Annotated in this window: 15 protein-coding genes; 5 read left to right on the top strand and 10 right to left on the bottom strand. The window is 55.6% G+C overall.

All coding sequences use genetic code 11. The features are described from left to right. Window positions 1–5: 5 nt before the first annotated feature. From pyrI to PGW97_RS02120, 4 genes are all read left to right on the top strand, one after another. Window positions 6–470, top strand: a complete 465-nt coding sequence (pyrI, locus tag PGW97_RS02135; protein ID WP_047883737.1) for an aspartate carbamoyltransferase regulatory subunit — start codon at window positions 6–8, stop codon at window positions 468–470. 234 nt (window positions 471–704) lie between these two features. Further along, window positions 705–1,745, top strand: coding sequence for a serine protease (locus PGW97_RS02130; protein ID WP_273858468.1), 1,041 nt, complete (start codon window positions 705–707; stop codon window positions 1,743–1,745). Between the two features lie 248 nt (window positions 1,746–1,993). Continuing rightward, window positions 1,994–2,473 carry an arginine repressor gene (locus PGW97_RS02125; RefSeq protein ID WP_047883736.1) on the top strand — a complete coding sequence of 160 codons (480 nt, stop codon included), beginning with the start codon at window positions 1,994–1,996 and terminating at the stop codon, window positions 2,471–2,473. Window positions 2,474–2,640: 167 nt separating this feature from the next. Next, complete coding sequence (locus tag PGW97_RS02120; protein ID WP_047883735.1) at window positions 2,641–3,027, top strand: enamine/imine deaminase; 387 nt, start codon at window positions 2,641–2,643, stop codon at window positions 3,025–3,027. Between the two features lie 96 nt (window positions 3,028–3,123). Here PGW97_RS02120 and idi read toward each other — a convergent pair whose 3' ends face one another. From idi to nudF, 8 genes are all read right to left on the bottom strand, one after another. Then, window positions 3,124–3,657: an isopentenyl-diphosphate Delta-isomerase gene (gene idi / locus PGW97_RS02115; protein WP_217392332.1), complete on the bottom strand. Its 534-nt coding sequence runs from the start codon at window positions 3,655–3,657 to the stop codon at window positions 3,124–3,126. A gap of 71 nt (window positions 3,658–3,728) precedes the next feature. Continuing rightward, on the bottom strand, window positions 3,729–4,454 hold the full coding sequence (locus PGW97_RS02110) for a 1-acylglycerol-3-phosphate O-acyltransferase (protein WP_047883733.1): 726 nt from the start codon (window positions 4,452–4,454) through the stop codon (window positions 3,729–3,731). Between the two features lie 149 nt (window positions 4,455–4,603). Next, the gene (parC, locus tag PGW97_RS02105) at window positions 4,604–6,868 is read right to left on the bottom strand and encodes a DNA topoisomerase IV subunit A (protein ID WP_217392333.1); all 2,265 of its coding nucleotides are present in this window, start codon (window positions 6,866–6,868) and stop codon (window positions 4,604–4,606) included. Between the two features lie 87 nt (window positions 6,869–6,955). Further along, window positions 6,956–8,839: a DNA topoisomerase IV subunit B gene (gene parE, locus PGW97_RS02100; RefSeq protein WP_047883731.1), complete on the bottom strand. Its 1,884-nt coding sequence runs from the start codon at window positions 8,837–8,839 to the stop codon at window positions 6,956–6,958. Between the two features lie 117 nt (window positions 8,840–8,956). Beyond that, window positions 8,957–9,535, bottom strand: a complete 579-nt coding sequence (gene yqiA / locus PGW97_RS02095) for an esterase YqiA (RefSeq protein ID WP_273858463.1) — start codon at window positions 9,533–9,535, stop codon at window positions 8,957–8,959. Further along, window positions 9,536–10,360: a 3',5'-cyclic-AMP phosphodiesterase gene (gene cpdA, locus PGW97_RS02090; protein WP_273858461.1), complete on the bottom strand. Its 825-nt coding sequence runs from the start codon at window positions 10,358–10,360 to the stop codon at window positions 9,536–9,538. It lies immediately after the preceding gene. Window positions 10,361–10,389: 29 nt separating this feature from the next. Then, window positions 10,390–10,782: a DUF1249 family protein gene (locus PGW97_RS02085; RefSeq protein WP_047883766.1), complete on the bottom strand. Its 393-nt coding sequence runs from the start codon at window positions 10,780–10,782 to the stop codon at window positions 10,390–10,392. Window positions 10,783–10,857: 75 nt separating this feature from the next. After that, on the bottom strand, window positions 10,858–11,481 hold the full coding sequence (nudF, locus tag PGW97_RS02080; RefSeq protein WP_273858459.1) for an ADP-ribose diphosphatase: 624 nt from the start codon (window positions 11,479–11,481) through the stop codon (window positions 10,858–10,860). Between the two features lie 292 nt (window positions 11,482–11,773). Between nudF and tolC the strand changes: the two genes are divergently transcribed. Next, window positions 11,774–13,057 (top strand): outer membrane channel protein TolC, encoded by a 1,284-nt coding sequence (gene tolC / locus PGW97_RS02075; protein ID WP_047883728.1) that lies wholly within the window; start codon window positions 11,774–11,776, stop codon window positions 13,055–13,057. A 119-nt stretch (window positions 13,058–13,176) separates the two neighbouring features. Here the strand turns inward: tolC and hldE are convergent, their stop codons facing one another. Further along, complete coding sequence (gene hldE / locus PGW97_RS02070) at window positions 13,177–14,607, bottom strand: bifunctional D-glycero-beta-D-manno-heptose-7-phosphate kinase/D-glycero-beta-D-manno-heptose 1-phosphate adenylyltransferase HldE (RefSeq protein WP_047883727.1); 1,431 nt, start codon at window positions 14,605–14,607, stop codon at window positions 13,177–13,179. A 207-nt stretch (window positions 14,608–14,814) separates the two neighbouring features. Beyond that, entirely contained in the window at window positions 14,815–17,676 is a 2,862-nt protein-coding gene (glnE, locus tag PGW97_RS02065; protein ID WP_273858455.1) for a bifunctional [glutamate--ammonia ligase]-adenylyl-L-tyrosine phosphorylase/[glutamate--ammonia-ligase] adenylyltransferase, read from the bottom strand. Window positions 17,677–17,763 lie beyond the last annotated feature (87 nt).

The following is a 17,763-nucleotide window of genomic DNA, read 5'->3' as shown; positions in this document are numbered from 1 at the left end:
ATATCATGACTAAAGAAACTCAACTACAGGTCGAAGCGATTAAAAACGGTACGGTAATCGACCACATTCCTGCGAACGTTGGCTTCAAGGTACTGAAACTGTTCAACATGCACCAGACGAACCAACGCGTCACCGTTGGCCTGAACCTGCCGTCATCGGCACTGGGTGCAAAAGACCTGATCAAGATTGAGAATATCTTTATCAACGAAGAGCAGGCAAACCAGCTGGCCCTGTACGCACCAAAAGCGACCGTCAACCAGATTGAAAACTACGAAGTGGTGAAAAAACTGACGTTGTCTCTGCCTGAGCAAATCAACGCGATTTTCAAATGTCCGAACAGCAACTGTATCTCCCACGGTGAGCCGGTCGACAGCAGCTTCAAAGTCATCATCAAGCACGACGACGTGCAACTGAAGTGTAAGTACTGTGAAAAAGTGTTCTCGCGCGAAATCGTGACTGAACACAACTAAAAACGGGCTTTTGCCTGTCTCATTCGGGGAAAACCCTGCCCCGAACCTAAGAAAGCCGGCTCACACCTGAGCGGGCTTTTTTTTTCTCACTTCTAGAGCGGGAAACCGCTTTTTCCCTCACTACCTTTGAATCTATGTTTCGGTATTCGGTACCGGACATACCGGAAACAAGCCCGTCGACTGAGTGTTTGGCTGCGGGTTTCGACGTCTGCGAATTCATCAAAGGTCAGTAGCATGATGTACATTTTTAATTGGTATGCTAACTGTGTCCGTTTTCTTGTCTCCCGACACCCGCGAAGGAACGGGGTGATACTCTGCGCCGCACTGCTGGCCGGGTGTGTCACCAGTAACGGCACCATCAACAACAGCCAGCCAAACAGCGCCAACCAGATGGTGATGATTGGTGTCCCGTTATTGCTCGGCGGGTTTGGCTCCGCAGTGCCGGTCAGTCATGAATACATGCTGACGGCCAAACATGTCGCCCAGCTGTCCTGGGATCTGGATGTTATCTATCACCCCTATTGCGATCTCGCCCTTATCCGGCGCCCCAGTCAGCAAGTCCCGACCTGGGGACTGATCTATCCCGACCAGCCGGTCACGCATCAGGGGCATTCTTTACTTGGAACCAGCATCAGCGGCAACGGCAAATACCTGCAGGATGTTATCGACACCAACACCGACTGCCTGTATTCACTGAGCGATGCCCCGGTGATGTCCGGCATGAGCGGTGGCCCGGTGTTTAATGCCCGGGGAGAAATCGCCGGGATCACCGTCGCGATCGTCCAGAATCCGGAAGACCTGCGTAACCTGCGCCCGGCAGAACGCTACAGCCAGTTTGTTCCGTCGACTTTAATTTTTGACTGGCTACATGCGCTCGGCATCCGCGCCGAGTCGGCCAGCCAAGATCTGGCAGCCATTCAGGTAGCAGAATACGTAACCGCGCTGAATCGACATCAAAGGCCTACCCAACAGCCACGGCGGCAATCCACCCAGACGACTCCAACGTCTGCTCCATCCTCTTCCGGACAGAGTACCCTTGCCGCCAACCGCCCGGCTCCCGGGCTCGACAACACCCGTGCCAGCTCACCGCTTGGCCGCTATCGCACCCCGGTCAAAGCGGCTTATCCCGCGGCAGGGGCTCCCGGCAACAGCCGCGGCGGCGATGAAAACGGGTTGACGCCCGATGACGACGAAGGGGCGCTGACAGCACAAAAACGGGACTGGTTAAAACCTCGAACCCTGCTGGATCAATCGGGATTTAATTCGTCATATTAAGCCCCTACTTGGCGTATTGTTTTGGTGATTGGGGTCAATAAATTACGTTGTTTTTGTTGTTATGATGCTCCTGCAAGATTATGCAACAGAAGTATTATCTCTTGCGATCTTCGCCGGCTCATCGCACCCCGTTACCAGGCAATAACCTATTCAATAAACCAGCCTTACGGAGCTGCCTGAGTCGGTATTTGGATACGATCACCTATACCGAATAGAACTACAAGGAGTTGCCCGTGAGTGGATTCAGTATGCACGGCGCGATTGATGCTGTCTGCCATGAAGAAAGCATTACTACGGCCTGTAAGCGGCTGTTGCAACAGCAAAGTTTTTCAACGCAGGACGACATTCGCCATCGTCTGATTGAAATGGGCTTTAATGATGTCAGCCAGTCAACGGTGTCCCGCCTGCTGTCACGCCTGGGCGTGGCGAAGGTGCCGAACGCCTACGGCAAGAAAGTCTACTGCCTGACGGTCGAAAACGAGCCGGTTCAAGTAAGCTCGTCCATTGCCTCCCAAATTGAATACATCACCCATAATCAGCTGGTTGTCGTCGTGAAAACCCACCCGGGTGGCGCCCAACTGGTCGCCCGTCTGATTGATATCCAGCCTCATGCCGAGATCCTGGGCACTGTCGGCGGTAACGACACCGTGATGGTCGCGCCGCGCGATATCACTCGCATCGAAGAGTGCGAGAAAGTCGTCAAAGCCCGGCTGGGTATCGCCGTTTAGCAGGACTGAACCAGCCGCAACGATTACTCTGAGTAATGCGTGGAATGTCATGAATGTGGCATTCCGCAACCTTTTGGCCCGACAAAGCGGAAACTCTTTGACCTAAATCAACTTGGGCTGCAAACTAACTGCTCTGACTTTTCTAGCCCAATCAGTAAGGATTAGTAATGACTCAAGTACTTCACACAGATCAAGCACCTGCAGCTATCGGCCCATATGTACAAGGCGTAGACCTGGGCAATATGGTACTGACTTCAGGTCAGATCCCGGTGAACCCACAAACCGGTGAAGTGGCAGAAGATATCGCAGAGCAAGCGCGTCAGTCTCTGGAAAACGTGAAAGCTGTTGTTGAAGCGTCTGGCCTGAAAGTGGCTGACATTGTGAAAATGACTGTTTTCGTGAAAGATCTGAACGACTTCGGTACTGTTAACGAAGTGTACGGTAAATTTTTCGACGAGCACAACGCACCTTACCCTGCGCGCTCTTGCGTAGAAGTTGCCCGTCTGCCAAAAGATGTGAAGATCGAAATCGAAGCCATCGCGGTTCGTAAATAATTCGACCTGACAAAATGACCACTGTGGTGGTCATCAGAAACAAGAAGAGCTGCCCCTGGCAGCTCTTTTTTGTGGGGCAAACCCTGGCGGTAAGCCTCAACCAATATGCTGAACAGCATGCGCGAGCACTTGCGGCAACCAGGCTGTAAATTGCGTTGGCTGCTGCGCCACAGCCTGCTCCAGCTCCGCTTCCGGCCACCAGCGATAAGCCATCACTTCATCCGGGTTGGGATGAATTTCCAGCTCAGGGACAGCGGCCACCAGCACATGATCCAGTTCGTGCTCCACCAGCTGGTTATCCAGCTCGGCCCGATACACGAAATGCGCAATATCCTGCAACGCCGCAACACCGGTGATCCCCATCTCTTCGGCCAGACGGCGAATACCCGCCTGTTCCAGAGTTTCGCCCTGACGCGGATGCGAACAACAGGTATTCGTCCACAAGCCGCCGCTGTGATACTTGTCCGTCGCTCGCTGCTGCATCAGGTACTCACGCCCGGCGCTGCCGTCACGGTACAGCAGTACCGAGAACGCTAAATGGAGGGCCCCCTCGCGGTGCGCCTGCATTTTTTCCTTCACGCCAAGCGCTCTGCCCTGCGAATCGACTAAAATCACCTGTTCTTCAATCATGGCTTTTCTACTGCTCAAATAAAAAGGACACGCCACAGCATGTCCTTATTGTCGGTTCCGGCCAGCGTCCGTTATTTCGCAGAGCGACGCGCTGCCTCTTCGTTCAGGGCATTAAGCTTACTTTCCATGATGTCGCGGCAACGTTGCGACAACTCTCGTACATCTTCCTTGGTCAGCCCTTCGGTCGATACCGGCGGCATGATTTCCACAATCACGACCCCGTTATCCCAGCGGTTAAGTCTAACATGTTCCGTGCTGCTGCACACGATCGGCACCACCGGCACTTTGGCACTGATGGCCGCGTGAAATGCGCCGGTTTTGAACGGCAGCAGGCCACGACCGCGGGAACGGGTGCCTTCCGGGAACATCCAGACTGACACGTTACGTTCTTTGATCTTTTCTACCACCTGGCCAATCGTTCCGACCGCCTTGCTGCGGTTAGCGCGGTCAATCAGGATATTACCACTCAGCCAGTACAGCTGGCCAAACAGCGGCATCCACGCCAGGCTTTTCTTACCCACGGTCACGGTACGTGGCATCACCGCCCCGGAAATAGTGAACAAATCGTAGTTATTCTGGTGGTTTGCCACATACACACTCGGGCCGACCTCTTCCGCGCCTTCCGGAATACGGATCTCCAGCTTGATCCCGAACACGCGGGACATCTTGCTGAACAGGCGACCGAACGTACAAACGTGTTTCGGGTTACGCGGGCTCAGCAGACAGTAAGCGCACCCAAATACAAACATGACAACGGCAAAAATTGCCACGGCAATCATGCGCAATACAAAAATCATTTACTTCTCCTCAGCGTACAGGCGTGCGCTAGTATACTCAGGATGCCGGAAAAAACATCCCTTATGTGCAGAAATTAGACCACTGAACCTGTGGGTTTCTCGCTACACAGATAAAGAAAAGCCCTCCAAAATGGAGGGCTTGCTGCAGATTATTCTTCTTCTGCCGAGGTTGGCGAGTCAATCTCCAGGCGGGTAACCCGTTGCAGCCCGCGCGGCAGCATACTGCCACGACGACCACGCTCACCCCGGAAGTTTTCCAGATCCGACGGCTTGAGCCCCAGCTTGCGCTTACCGGCATGCAGCGTAATGTGGCTGCCCGGCGGCAAGACCGCCAGGTAGGACAGGAACTCTTCCCGGGCTTTGGCTCGCGCCGCCGGGATATTGATGATCTTGTTACCCTTACCTTTGCCCAGTTGCGGCAGGTCTTTGACCGGGAACAGCAGCATCCGGCCTTCGTTGGTAATGGCCAGAATTTCATCCTGATCCAGATCCTGCACTGGTTGTGGCGCAATCACTTCGGCATTTTCCGGCACCGTCAGCAGCGCTTTACCATTCTTGTTCTTCGACACCATGTCGCTGGCTTTGCAGACAAAGCCGTAGCCGGCATCCGAGCCCAGCAGCCACAGCTGATTGTCTTCAGCCATGATCACCTGGCGCATATGGCTGCCCGGTGTCAGGTTCAGGCGGCCGGTGATCGGCTCGCCCTGGCTGCGCGCTGACGGCAGGGTATGGGATTCCAGCGCATAGCTGCGCCCATCAGAGCCAAGGAAAATTGCTGGCTGACTGCTCTTACCGCGCGCGTGGGCGAGGTAGCTGTCACCGGACTTGTAGCTCAGTGATGACGGATCCACATCATGGCCTTTGGCATGACGGATCCAACCTTTGTCAGACAGCACCACAGTGATAGGTTCAGACGGGATAAGCTCACGCTCAGTCAGGGCTTTCGCCTCTTCCCGCTCGACCAGCGGAGAACGACGGTCATCGCCGTATTTTTCCGCATCGCTCTGAATTTCTTTTTTGATCAGGGTGTTCAGGCGACGCTCCGAGCCCAGCAGTTTTTCCAGCTGTTCACGCTCTTTGGACAACTCGTCCTGCTCACCACGGATCTTAATCTCTTCCAGCTTGGCCAGCTGGCGGAGTTTGATTTCCAGAATCGCATCAGCCTGAATCGCGCTCAGGTCAAAGCGAGCCATCAGCACCGCTTTCGGATCATCTTCAGTACGGATGATCTCAATCACCTCATCGATGTTGAGGTACGCTGCCAGCAAGCCTTCCAGAATGTGCAGCCGGGCGATGACTTTATCCAGTCGGTATTGCAGACGGCGACGCACGGTTTCGCGACGGAAAGTCAGCCATTCAGACAGAATTTCCACCAGCCCCTTGACCTGCGGGCGGCCGTCTAGCCCCAGCATGTTCAGGTTCACCCGGTAGCTGCGCTCCAGGTCGGTTGAAGCGAACAGGTGGTTCATCAGCTGCTCACAGTCAATCCGGTTCGAACGCGGCACTACCACGATACGGGTCGGGTTTTCATGATCCGACTCGTCACGCAGATCTTCCACCATCGGCAGTTTCTTAGCCCGCATCTGCGCTGCGATCTGCTCCAGCAGTTTGGAGCCCGAGACCTGATGCGGCAGCGCGGTGATCACGATATCACCGTTCTCTTTGTGCCAGACTGCCCGCATTTTGATCGAACCACGCCCGCTGCGGTAGACCTTTTTCATGTCCGCTTTTGAGGTGATGATTTCCGCTTCAGTCGGGTAATCCGGCCCCTGCACAAACGTCATCACCTCATCCAGATCCGCTTTCGGGTTGTCGATCAGATGCACCGCCGCGTTTGCCACTTCGCGGGCATTGTGCGGCGGAATGTCCGTCGCCATCCCCACCGCGATACCGGTTACCCCGTTTAGCAGGATATGCGGCAGGCGGGCAGGCAGCATTTTTGGCTCTTTCATGGTGCCGTCAAAGTTCGGCCCCCAGTCCACGGTGCCCTGGCCCAGTTCGTTCAGCAACACTTCCGAAAAACGCGACAGGCGGGATTCGGTATAACGCATGGCCGCGAACGATTTCGGGTCATCCGGCGCACCCCAGTTACCCTGGCCGTCAATCAGCGGGTAGCGGTAAGAGAACGGCTGCGCCATCAGAACCATGGCTTCGTAACAGGCAGAGTCGCCGTGCGGGTGGTATTTACCCAGCACGTCACCCACGGTACGGGCAGACTTTTTGTATTTCGCCGTGGCTGACAGGCCCAGCTCAGACATCGCGTAAATAATACGGCGCTGCACCGGCTTTAAGCCGTCGCCGATAAACGGCAGGGCACGGTCCATGATTACATACATGGAATAATTCAGATAAGCGTCTTCGGTAAACTTCCGTAGCGGAAGCTGCTCTACGCCATCCATTGAGACATCAGTCATCGTCGGGTATTCCGTTCTATCTTGTGCGGTACAGGCCGGCACTATACTGCCCGCCTGCCCATTGTGTCTTTCTTGTTCAGCAGACGCTTACACGTCCGCTTTATCGCCTTTGCTCTGCAGCCAGTGACGACGGTCTTCCGCGCGCTTCTTACCCAGCAGCATGTCCATCATCTGGGTCGTCTGCTCATCGTCATCAATGGTCAGCTGTACCAGACGGCGGGTATTCGGATCCATGGTGGTTTCACGCAGCTGCATCGGGTTCATCTCACCCAGACCTTTAAAGCGCTGTACATTCACTTTACCGCGCTTGCTGCTGAGGCGCTCCAGAATGCCTTCTTTCTCGGCGTCATCCAGGGCGTAGTAGACTTCTTTACCCAAGTCGATACGGTACAGTGGCGGCATCGCGATATACACGTGACCGGCACGCACCAAGGCTTCAAAGTGCTTTACGAACAGGGCGCACAACAGCGTGGCAATGTGCAGACCATCGGAGTCCGCATCGGCAAGCACACAGATCTTACCGTAGCGTAGGCCACTCAGATCGTCGCTGTCCGGATCAATCCCCAGCGCCACCGAAATATCGTGTACTTCCTGAGAGGCCAGTACCTGATCGGCAGAAACTTCCCACGTATTCAGGATCTTACCACGCAATGGCATGATGGCCTGGAACAGACGATCACGCGCCTGCTTAGCTGAGCCACCCGCCGAATCCCCTTCCACCAGAAACAGTTCGGTGCGGTTCAGGTCTTGCTGTGAACAGTCAGCCAGTTTACCCGGCAGCGCCGGACCAGAGGCAATCTTCTTACGCACCACTTTCTTGCTGGCACGCATCCGGCGATGGGCGTTGGCAATACAGACTTCCGCCAGTTGCTCGGCCAATTGCGGACGCTCGTTCAGCCACAGGCTGAAGGCATCTTTCACCACGCCGGAGACAAACGCCGCACACTGACGCGACGACAGACGCTCTTTGGTTTGCCCGGCAAACTGCGGATCCTGCATTTTCACTGACAGCACGTAGGCACAGCGTTCCCAGATATCATCAGCGGTCAGCTTCACGCCGCGTGGCAGTAAGTTACGAAATTCGCAGAACTCACGCATCGCATCCAGCAGGCCCTGACGCAGGCCGTTGACATGGGTACCGCCTTGGGCAGTCGGGATCAGGTTAACGTAACTTTCCCCGACCAAATCACCGCCTTCAGGCAGCCACAACAATGCCCAATCCGCCGCTTCCGTCTGGCCACTGAACGAACCAGTAAACGGCTCTTCCGGTAGCAGGGTGAAACCTTTTACGCCTTCGGCCAGGTAATCTTTCAGACCGTCTTCGTAACACCAGGTCAGGGTTTCATTGTTCACCTTGTCAGTGAAAACAATTTCCAGCCCCGGACACAGCACAGCTTTGGCTTTCAGGTTGCTCTTGAGGCGAGAAACCGAGAATTTCGGGCTGTCAAAGTACTTGGCATCCGGCCAGAAATGGACGCGGGTCCCGCGGTTACGACGACCACAGGTACCGATCACTTCCAACTCAGAGACTTTGTCGCCATGTTCAAACGCAATCTGGTAGATCTGCCCATCGCGTTTTACCGTGACTTCCACTCGGTTCGACAAGGCGTTAACGACCGAGATCCCCACCCCGTGCAGACCACCGGAGAACTGGTAGTTCTTGCCTGAGAATTTACCCCCAGCGTGCAGTTTGCAAAGGATCAGTTCGACCCCAGAGACCCCTTCTTCAGGGTGAATATCTACCGGCATCCCCCGGCCATCATCAATGACTTCCAGGGACTGATCCGCATGGAGGATTACCTCCACCTTACGAGCATGGCCAGCCAGGGCTTCATCGACACTGTTGTCGATCACTTCCTGGCCGAGGTGGTTTGGCCGAACCGTATCGGTATACATCCCCGGACGACGGCGGACGGGCTCGAGGCCATTCAGAACCTCAATGGCTCCGGCGTTATAGCTTTGATCTGTCATAATTACGGAAAGTTACGGAAAATTTTTGCCACAATAGTCAGAAACCCCGGCTCGGTTGTCAAGCCAGGGCGATATTTGTGCCCCACATTTTACGTAGGGGATGAATCCAATTGGAGCTTACAGCTCAAGAAATCGGATGATTTGGGCAGGATAGCGGTCAAATCCGACAAAACTATGATCCCCCAGCGGTTCTACCGTCTGACGGCAGGCCGCGTACTTGTCCACGGCCTGGCGGTAATCCAGCACTTCGTCACCTTCCTGCTGCAACAGCCAGAACTGTTCCGGCCGGGCTAGCTGAGCCACATCCAGCTGGCGAAGTTCCGCCATGTGCTTCGGCTCCAGCAGGTAACGCTGGCCGGTATACGGGTTTTCCTGCTCGCCAAGATAATCCTGCAGCAGCTCATACGGTTTAACGGCCGGGTTCACCAGCACCGCCGGCAACTGGTGCCGGGCATTCACCCAGGTCGCCAGATATCCACCTAGAGAGCTGCCGACTAGCCCAATGCGATACTCATGTTTAAGCGACTGGATCAGCGTCTCAATAAAATCTGCGGCATCCGCCGGGTAACACGGCAGCTGCGGAATTTCGACCCGGATATCCGGGCGCGCCTGACGGCAGTAATCCGCCATCAGCGTGGCTTTGAGTGATTGAGGTGAACTGTTGAATCCGTGAAGATAAAGTAACAGCGGCTGCATTTAATACCCTGCTGCATCAAACTGGGGCGTGAACTGACGCCCGGTCAGACGATAAACCTGTGTGTCAATCTGCCCGTCCGCCAGCAACTCAAGGATACGCCACCCTGGGTTATTGTTATCCAGGGCAAAATCGTGCGAATCCGGCTGGAACTGAATGCAAGTTGAAGGCGTGGCCATCACACGTACCCCTTGGTACAAACAATCCAGCTCCTGATGAATGTGGCCGCACAGCACCGCTTTAACCTGCGGATGACGCGCCAGCACCGCCCAGAATGCATCGGCATTATGGAGCTGATGCTGATCAAGCCAGGTGCTGCCCGCAGGCAACGGATGGTGGTGCAATAATACCAGCGCGTGACGCTGAGGGTGCGCGGCCAACGCCTGCTCCAGAATGGCGAGCTGACTGTCACTCAGCTCGCCGTGCGGCACGCCTTTGACCTGGCTGTCGAGCAGGATAACCTGCCAGTGCTCACCGGCCAGCACCTGATGACACGACTTAATTTGCGGTGACGGCAGCACAGACTGCATGCTCGGCTGGTAATCATGGTTTCCCGGCAGCCAGAAACACGGCTGCGGCCAGCGGGCAATGCCGTCGCAAAAACGCTGATAGGAGGCTTCCGTGTGATCCTGAGAAATGTCCCCGGTTGCGACAATAGCTTCAAACGGGCGCGCAGCTACCTCTACCGCATCCAGCACGGCATGAAAACTGTCTTTCGTCGCGACGCCCAGCAAGCTTCCGCCATCATCGGCAAATAAGTGGGTGTCGGTAATTTGAAGAAGAACCACGCGATCCGGATCCTTCTGTGGCAGATCAAACTTCTGCAAAACGTCAAAAACCTTGATATCTGTTATTGTTAACAAACCGACTGTCTGCTGATTCCATTCTTCAGGCAATGAGCCAACCAGTCTCCCAGAAAGCGGTTTACCTGATGTTTTTCGTCTTTCTGGTACATCCGCAAATTGGGGTAATCATAGCGTGGCTTCCAGCGGGAAGTCTGTTGAGCGGCACACACTTCTGCCACCCTGGCGTCATGGTAAAGCCGGATGGTCATGCGTGGGATCAGGTATTCCGGCATGGCGTTCTCAGCCAGCAGGCGTAACTCAACCACCGTGGTATAACGGGTGGATTCGGTGATGGTCAGGCAGTATTCCTGCTCTGATACGGCGTATACACACTGGTCACCGACCTGATCGCTTTTTGGCAACAATGGAAGCAACTTCGCATAGTTGGTCTCGTAAAGCCGCATAATGTCTGCCAAATCAACAGTGTATCTTTTATTCAATCGGTATCCTTAGCGCCGGTGCATGGATGATGTTCGGGGTTACAGGCGTTTATGGTTAAGTTGCAACCATTGTAGCGCAATGATAGAGGCCGCATTTTCAATTTTACCAGATTCTACCCACTGGTAGGCCTCTTCCCTGGACACCACCCGTACCCGGATATCTTCACCCTCATCTGCCAGACCGTGAATGCCACCAGCCTGCGTGCTGTCCACCAGCCCGACAAAGATATCCAGGGTTTCCGAGCAGCCGCCTGAACTGGACAGATAGCGGGTGATCTTATGCAGCTTCCCCACCTCCAGTCCGGCTTCTTCCACGGCTTCGCGACGAACGACCTCGTCCGCCGATTCACCCGGCTCAATAATGCCGGCCACGATTTCCAACTGCCACGGGGTACACTCGGCGGCCAGGGCGCCAATTCGGAACTGCTCGACCATCACCACACTGTCGGTGGCCGGGTCATACGGCAGCAGTGCCGCCGCATGGCCACGCTCAAACATCTCGCGATCCATCGGTGCGCTCCAGCCACCGGCGAACAGACGATGGCGAAAACGGTACTTCACCATCCGGAAAAATCCCTGGTAGAGCGTGTCCTTGGCCAGCACCTCTACATCCTGAGCCGAAAATACGACCGGCTCATTGCCTTTGGTGTGTGACTTTGTCATGCAATTTTTTATCCCTGAATCCGTCCACAAAATAGGACAATGGCTGACAAAACATGTCATGTGCCTATTTTTCCATCTTCTTCAAGGCACAACAATGACGTGATTCAACAATTATGACAATTATTGTTAATTAATTTAAGTCAAAATTTAAATCTGTTTAGATTACAATCACACATACAACAGTAAACATCGTAAAATAAGGTAAAACTGTTGAATGATCAGTTTCACGCAAGGAAACATACGTTAAACTGGAGCCTTGCTCATATTTTTGTCAGGACCAGGAAAGGCATACATGAAAAAATTGCTTCCGCTTATTATTAGCGTTGCGCTTGGCGGCCTCAGCCAGTCAGCAATGGCCGATGACCTCGCCGAGATCTACGAACAAGCCAAACAGAATGACCCGCAGCTGCTGCGTGCCGCTGCTGATAAAGATGCTGCTTTTGAAGCAATCAACTCAAGCCGAAGCGCGTTACTGCCTCAAATTAACCTCACCGCCGGCTACAATGTCCTGCGCTTGGACGGCGATACTGAGGGCTTCAATGGTGGTGTCACCCTGGATCAATCCATCTACAACCGCTCAAGCTGGGTAAGCCTGGACATCAGTGAGAAGCAGGCGCGCCAGAGCGATGCGGCCTATGCATCGACTCAGCAGAACCTGATCCTGCGCGTCTCTACAGCTTACTTCGATGTACTGCGTGCTATCGATAACCTGGAATTTGTCCGCGCCGAGAAAGCCGCCGTGGGCCGCCAGCTGGAGCAAACCAAGCAGCGTTTTGAAGTCGGTCTGTCCGCAATTACCGACGTACACGATGCTCAGGCACAGTACGACAGCGTACTGGCTGATGAGATTCTGGCGCAGAACACCCTGACAAACAGCTACGAAGGTCTGCGCGAGATCACTGGCCAAGAGCACACTAACCTCAACATTCTGGATACCAAACGTTTCTCAGCCAGTGCGCCACAAGCCCGTGTGCTGGATCTGATCCAGGATGCCGAAAATGAAAACCTGAGCCTGCTGACGTCTCGCATTACCCAGGATATCTCCCGCGATCAAATCGCCCTGGCGGAATCCGGTCACCTGCCGACGCTGTCGTTCAACGCCGGTTACGAATATGACGATAAACAATCCTTCACTGACGAAGGTACACTGAACGCCGGTATCAACCTGAAACTGCCGGTTTACACCGGTGGCCGTACGACCTCGGAAGTGAAACAGGCTCAGTTCGCGTATGTTTCCGCAAGCGAAGGGCTGGAAGCCAGCTACCGCGGCGTGGTACGTGACGTACGTGCGTTCTACAACAACATCAACTCTTCAATCGGTGCCATCCGTGCATACCAGCAGGCCGTAGTCTCTGCCCGCTCAGCACTGGAAGCGACCGAAGCCGGTTTCGATGTGGGTACCCGTACTATCGTTGACGTGCTGGATGCGACCCGTCGTCTGTACGATGCTAACCGTCAGCTGTCGAATGCCCGTTACGATTACATCATCAGCCAGCTTCAGCTGAAACAGGCTGTTGGTTCGCTGAACGAGCAGGATGTACTAGATATCAACGCCGGTCTGGTTAAGGCTCGCTGATTCAGGCCTGACCGCAAGCCAATAAAAAAGCGCCATCCTTAATGGCGCTTTTTGTTTATCCGCAGGCTGAGTAATTAACCGTCACCGTGTAAGTCCCGTCGATGACGATCTCGGACAACTTACCCTCGTCCGCCGCGGATCGCTTCGATGATTTCCGTGGTTGAACAGCCATCTTCAAAGTTCAGCACCCGAACTTCCCCGCCCGCGGCAATCACTTCCTGTCCACCGGCGATCTGCTCAGGTTTGTAGTCACCACCTTTGACCAGCAGCGACGGCAGAATCTCGCTGATCAGGCGCTGCGGCGTTTCTTCACTGAATGACACCACCCAATCAACGGCGCCCAGCCCGGCCAGCACAGCCATCCGGCGATCTTCCGGGTTCACCGGACGCCCCGGCCCCTTCAGCGCGCGAACCGAGCTGTCAGAATTCACCGCCACAATCAGGCGATCGCCCAGCTTGGCCGCCTCATTGAGGTAAGCCACATGGCCGGCATGCAGAATATCAAAACAGCCGTTGGTCATGACCACTTTCTCCCCGCGGGCACGAGCAGCCTGTACCGCCAGCTTCAGCTGCGCTTCGCTGATCACCCCAAAACCACTGTCCTGGCTGCCGTGAATCGCTTCGGTCAGCTCAATGGTCGACAAGGTCGAAGTGCCCAACTTACCAACCACTACACCAGCCGCGGCATTCGCCAGTTTACAGGAATCCGACAGGGACTTACCGGCTGCCAGCGAGGCTGCCAGTACCGAAATCACCGTATCACCAGCACCGGTCACGTCATACACTTCTTTGGCCTGGGTTGGCATGTGCAGTGGTGCCTGGCCTTTTTGCAGCAGGGTCATCCCGTGCTCACTACGCGTCACCAACAGGGCTTCAAGCTCAAACTGCTCAATCAGCGCCATGCCTTTGGTTTCCAGCTCTTCATCGGTGCGCGCACGGCCAACCACCGTCTCAAACTCTGACAGGTTCGGGGTCAACAGCGTGGCACCGCGGTAACGTTCAAAATCAGCCCCTTTCGGGTCAACCATCACCGGCAGACCGGCATCACGCGCCGCTCGGATCATCACCTGAACGTGTTCCAGCGCCCCTTTGGCGTAATCAGACAATACCACCACTTTGGCAGAGGGCAGTGCCTGCGCCATGCGTGGCAGAATCATGTCCACCGGGACATCGTGGAAACCTTCCTCGAAGTCCAGACGAATCATTTGCTGACCACGGCTCATGACCCGCAGTTTAGTGATGGTCGGGTACTCCGCCAGAGTCACAAAATCACAGCGGACATCCAGTGACGTCAGTTTTTCGGTCAGCGCTTTGGCTGGCTCATCAATCCCGGTCAAGCCAATCAGGCGGGCATGGCCCCCTAGCGCCGCGATGTTCATCGCCACGTTTGCCGCGCCGCCCGGGCGCTCTTCGACCTGATCAACCTTCACGACTGGCACTGGCGCCTCTGGCGATATACGCCCGGTTGGGCCATACCAGTAGCGATCCAGCATGACATCGCCTACAACCAGCACGCCTGCTTGATCATAATCAGGAAGGGTCAGTTTCATTTTTTTCTCCGGGATTGTGATAACCCCCAAATCTTAACACAAAGCCAATTTCTCGTGCATCTGACCTGGGGGCTCAGTTCTGGTATTCCGTGGTTCCGGTTTAATAGGGAACTCAATTTCAAGGGCTAAGGGGCTAAGGGGCTAAGGGGCTAAGGGGCTAAGGGGCTATGACTCAGCCGCTGTAACCAAGCAGCTATAACTAAACCGCTATGGCTTAACCTCAGGCTCCAGCCATTGTTGCCACAAAGCTTCCACCGCCTGACGTTCGGCATGACAGGCTTGCTCATCAACATAAGCAGGCAGCCCCAGCAAGCTGAGACGGTGGATTTCATCACGCAGGGTACAATAGGCCTGCTTGAGCAGCATCGCCTCTTGTGGCGAAAGAATGTCGTAATCCGCCATGGTTTCAAAAATCCGGACATTGTCCGACCAGCGGGTCAGCGCCGGCTCTTCGGCTGAGTGACGCAGCACCAGATACTGGGCCAGAAATTCTATGTCGGTGATCCCGCCTTTGTCCTGCTTGAGGCCAAACAGACCGGGTTTCTTGCTCCCGAGGTGCTGACGCATTTTATGGCGCATGGCGACCACTTCCTCACGCAGCGTGTGCTCGTCGCGGGGACGGGTCAGGATCTGATGCCGCACCTGGGCAAATGCCTGTTGTAACTGGCTGTCACCGTAAATCATCCGGGCACGCACCAGCGCCTGGTGTTCCCAGGTCCAGGCTTCCTTCTCCTGGTATTCCGCGAAAGCCGCAATGGGGCTGACCAGTAGGCCGGATGCACCGGACGGACGCAGCCGGACGTCAACCTCGTAAAGCACCCCGGTTGCGGTGCGGGTAGAAAACAGGTGGACAATACGCTGCACCAGCCGCAGATAGAACTGGCGCCCGTCAATCTCTTTCGGGCCGTTGGTGTAGACATTGTCCGGACAGTCATGAAGGAAGACCAGGTCGAGATCAGAGCCATAGCCCAGCTCCCAGCCTCCGACTTTGCCGTACCCCAGAATCCCGAAGCCACGGCCGCCCCGCTCCGCCAGATGAGTCGGCTCGCCGTATTTTTCGACCATTTGCAACCAGGCCTGATTGACCACCGCAGCGACTATCGCTTCAGCCAGATAGGTCAAGTGGTCGCTGACCTTCATCAGCGGCAGGGCACCGGCAATGTCCGCGGCGGCGATACGCAGCAACTGGGTCTGTTTGAACTGACGAATGGCTTCCATCTGCTGCTCCATGTCCTCTTCTGGGATACGGGCAAGGTACTCACGCAGCTCGTCAGCGTAGTTCTCCAGTGGCGTCGGGTTATACAGGTGTTGCGGGTCAATCAGTTCATCAAGCAAGATCGGGTACTGTGCCAGCTGTCCCGCGACCATCGGGCTGGCGGCACACAGCCGGATCAACTGCTCCAGTGCCGCCGGGTGTTCGCCCAGCAGCTCCAGATACGTGGTACGGGTGGCAATGCGCACGATCAGTTTACTGATCCGCTCCATCACCGCGACCGCATCATCCCGGGTCACCACCAAGGCCAGCACCGCCGGCATCAGTCTGCTCAGCACTTCCCGGCCACGCGGACCGAGGGTACGTTTGGACAGTTCAGACTTCATGTTTTCCAGTACGCCCGCCAGCGCCGACACATCCGGTGTGGCCAGTTCGGTCAGAATATCGCGCAGCACCTCCGGCTCTTTGAGCATCTCCCACAATTCCTGGTACTGCACCGGTACATCATTGTGCGGCTCATCCTCTTCCGAGCCGACGATAGTGGCAAACACCGCATGGACGGCGCTCATCTGCTCATGCACCGCCTGTGACAAAGCTGGCCAGTCCGCATAACCCATTGCCAGTGCCAGACGACACTGATCCAGCGGCTTGTCCGGCAAGGTCTGGGTCTGTTTGTCATCAATTGCCTGCAGCAGATTCTCCAGCCGCCGCAGGAAACCATAACCCTGTTCCAGCACAGCGACCTGATCCGGCGGCAATAAGCCATGTTCGCGAATTGCCGCCAGGGTTTCCCGCAGACCGCGACAACGCAGATCCGGAGTTCGCCCGCCCCGAATCAGCTGGAAGGACTGGGCGATAAACTCGACCTCGCGGATCCCGCCCGGCCCCAACTTGATGTTATTGTTCAGTCCGCGACGACGCACTTCGGTGCTGATCATCGATTTCATCCGCCGCAGCGACTGAATGGCGCTGAAATCAATATAGCGGCGGAACACGAACGGACGCAGCATCTGACGCAGCTCATGGTACTGGGCATAGCTCTCCCGCCCCATGACCCGCGCTTTGATCATCGCGTACCGTTCCCAATCACGTCCCTGCTCCTGATAGTAATCTTCCAATGCCGCAAAGCTCATCACCAGCGGGCCGCTGTCGCCAAACGGCCGCAGTCGCATGTCCACCCGATAGCAGAAGCCATCGAAGGTCTGTTGATCCAGCGCCTTGATCAGCCGCTGACCTAACCGGGTAAAAAACTGGGCATTGGCCAGACTCCGGCGACCGCCCTGGGTCTCGCCGTTTTCCGGATAGGTGAAAATCAGATCGATGTCGGAGGAGAAATTAAGTTCGCCGCCACCCAGCTTGCCCATTCCCAAGATCAGCATCGGCTGTGGGTCGCCGTCCGCATTACAGGGGGTTCCCCACTCTTCGCAACAGCGGGCATACAACCAGTTATAGGTTTCCACTATCATGGCTTCGGCCAACAGAGAAAGGTGAGACAGACTCTGGTCGAGCGTCGCCGCGCCGGTAAAATCACGCCAGGCAATCCACACCATTTCCCGGCAGCGGAAATGACGCAGCACCCGCATCAGCCCGTTATCGTCGATCACGCCGGCCAGCAGCTCCGCCAAGGCCGGGCGATAACTGTCGCTCCGCGTCTCCTGCTCAAGGTGCTCGGCCAGCCACGGCAGCAGGGTGGCATCCCGGACAATCGAGGCGGTGATAAAGTCGCTGTAACCCAGCACTTGCTTCAGCGCGGCAGCCAGCGGAGCTGGCCATTGCGCCAGCGCATCCGGATGCGCCTGTGCGACCTTCTCCCAGGCCAGTTCCGAAGCGGCGTTGATGTGATCTTGCGGAGTCATAATATGTCCTTGTCTGTCTCTGCTGCGGTGACGATGAAAAATCACCTTACGATAGCACAACGCCCGCAAATGCGGGCGTTGAAATCA

The organism is Photobacterium sp. GSS17 (assembly GCF_028621875.1).
GTDB classification, from domain to species: domain Bacteria; phylum Pseudomonadota; class Gammaproteobacteria; order Enterobacterales; family Vibrionaceae; genus Photobacterium; species Photobacterium ganghwense.
This window is presented reverse-complemented; position numbering and strand designations above follow the sequence as displayed.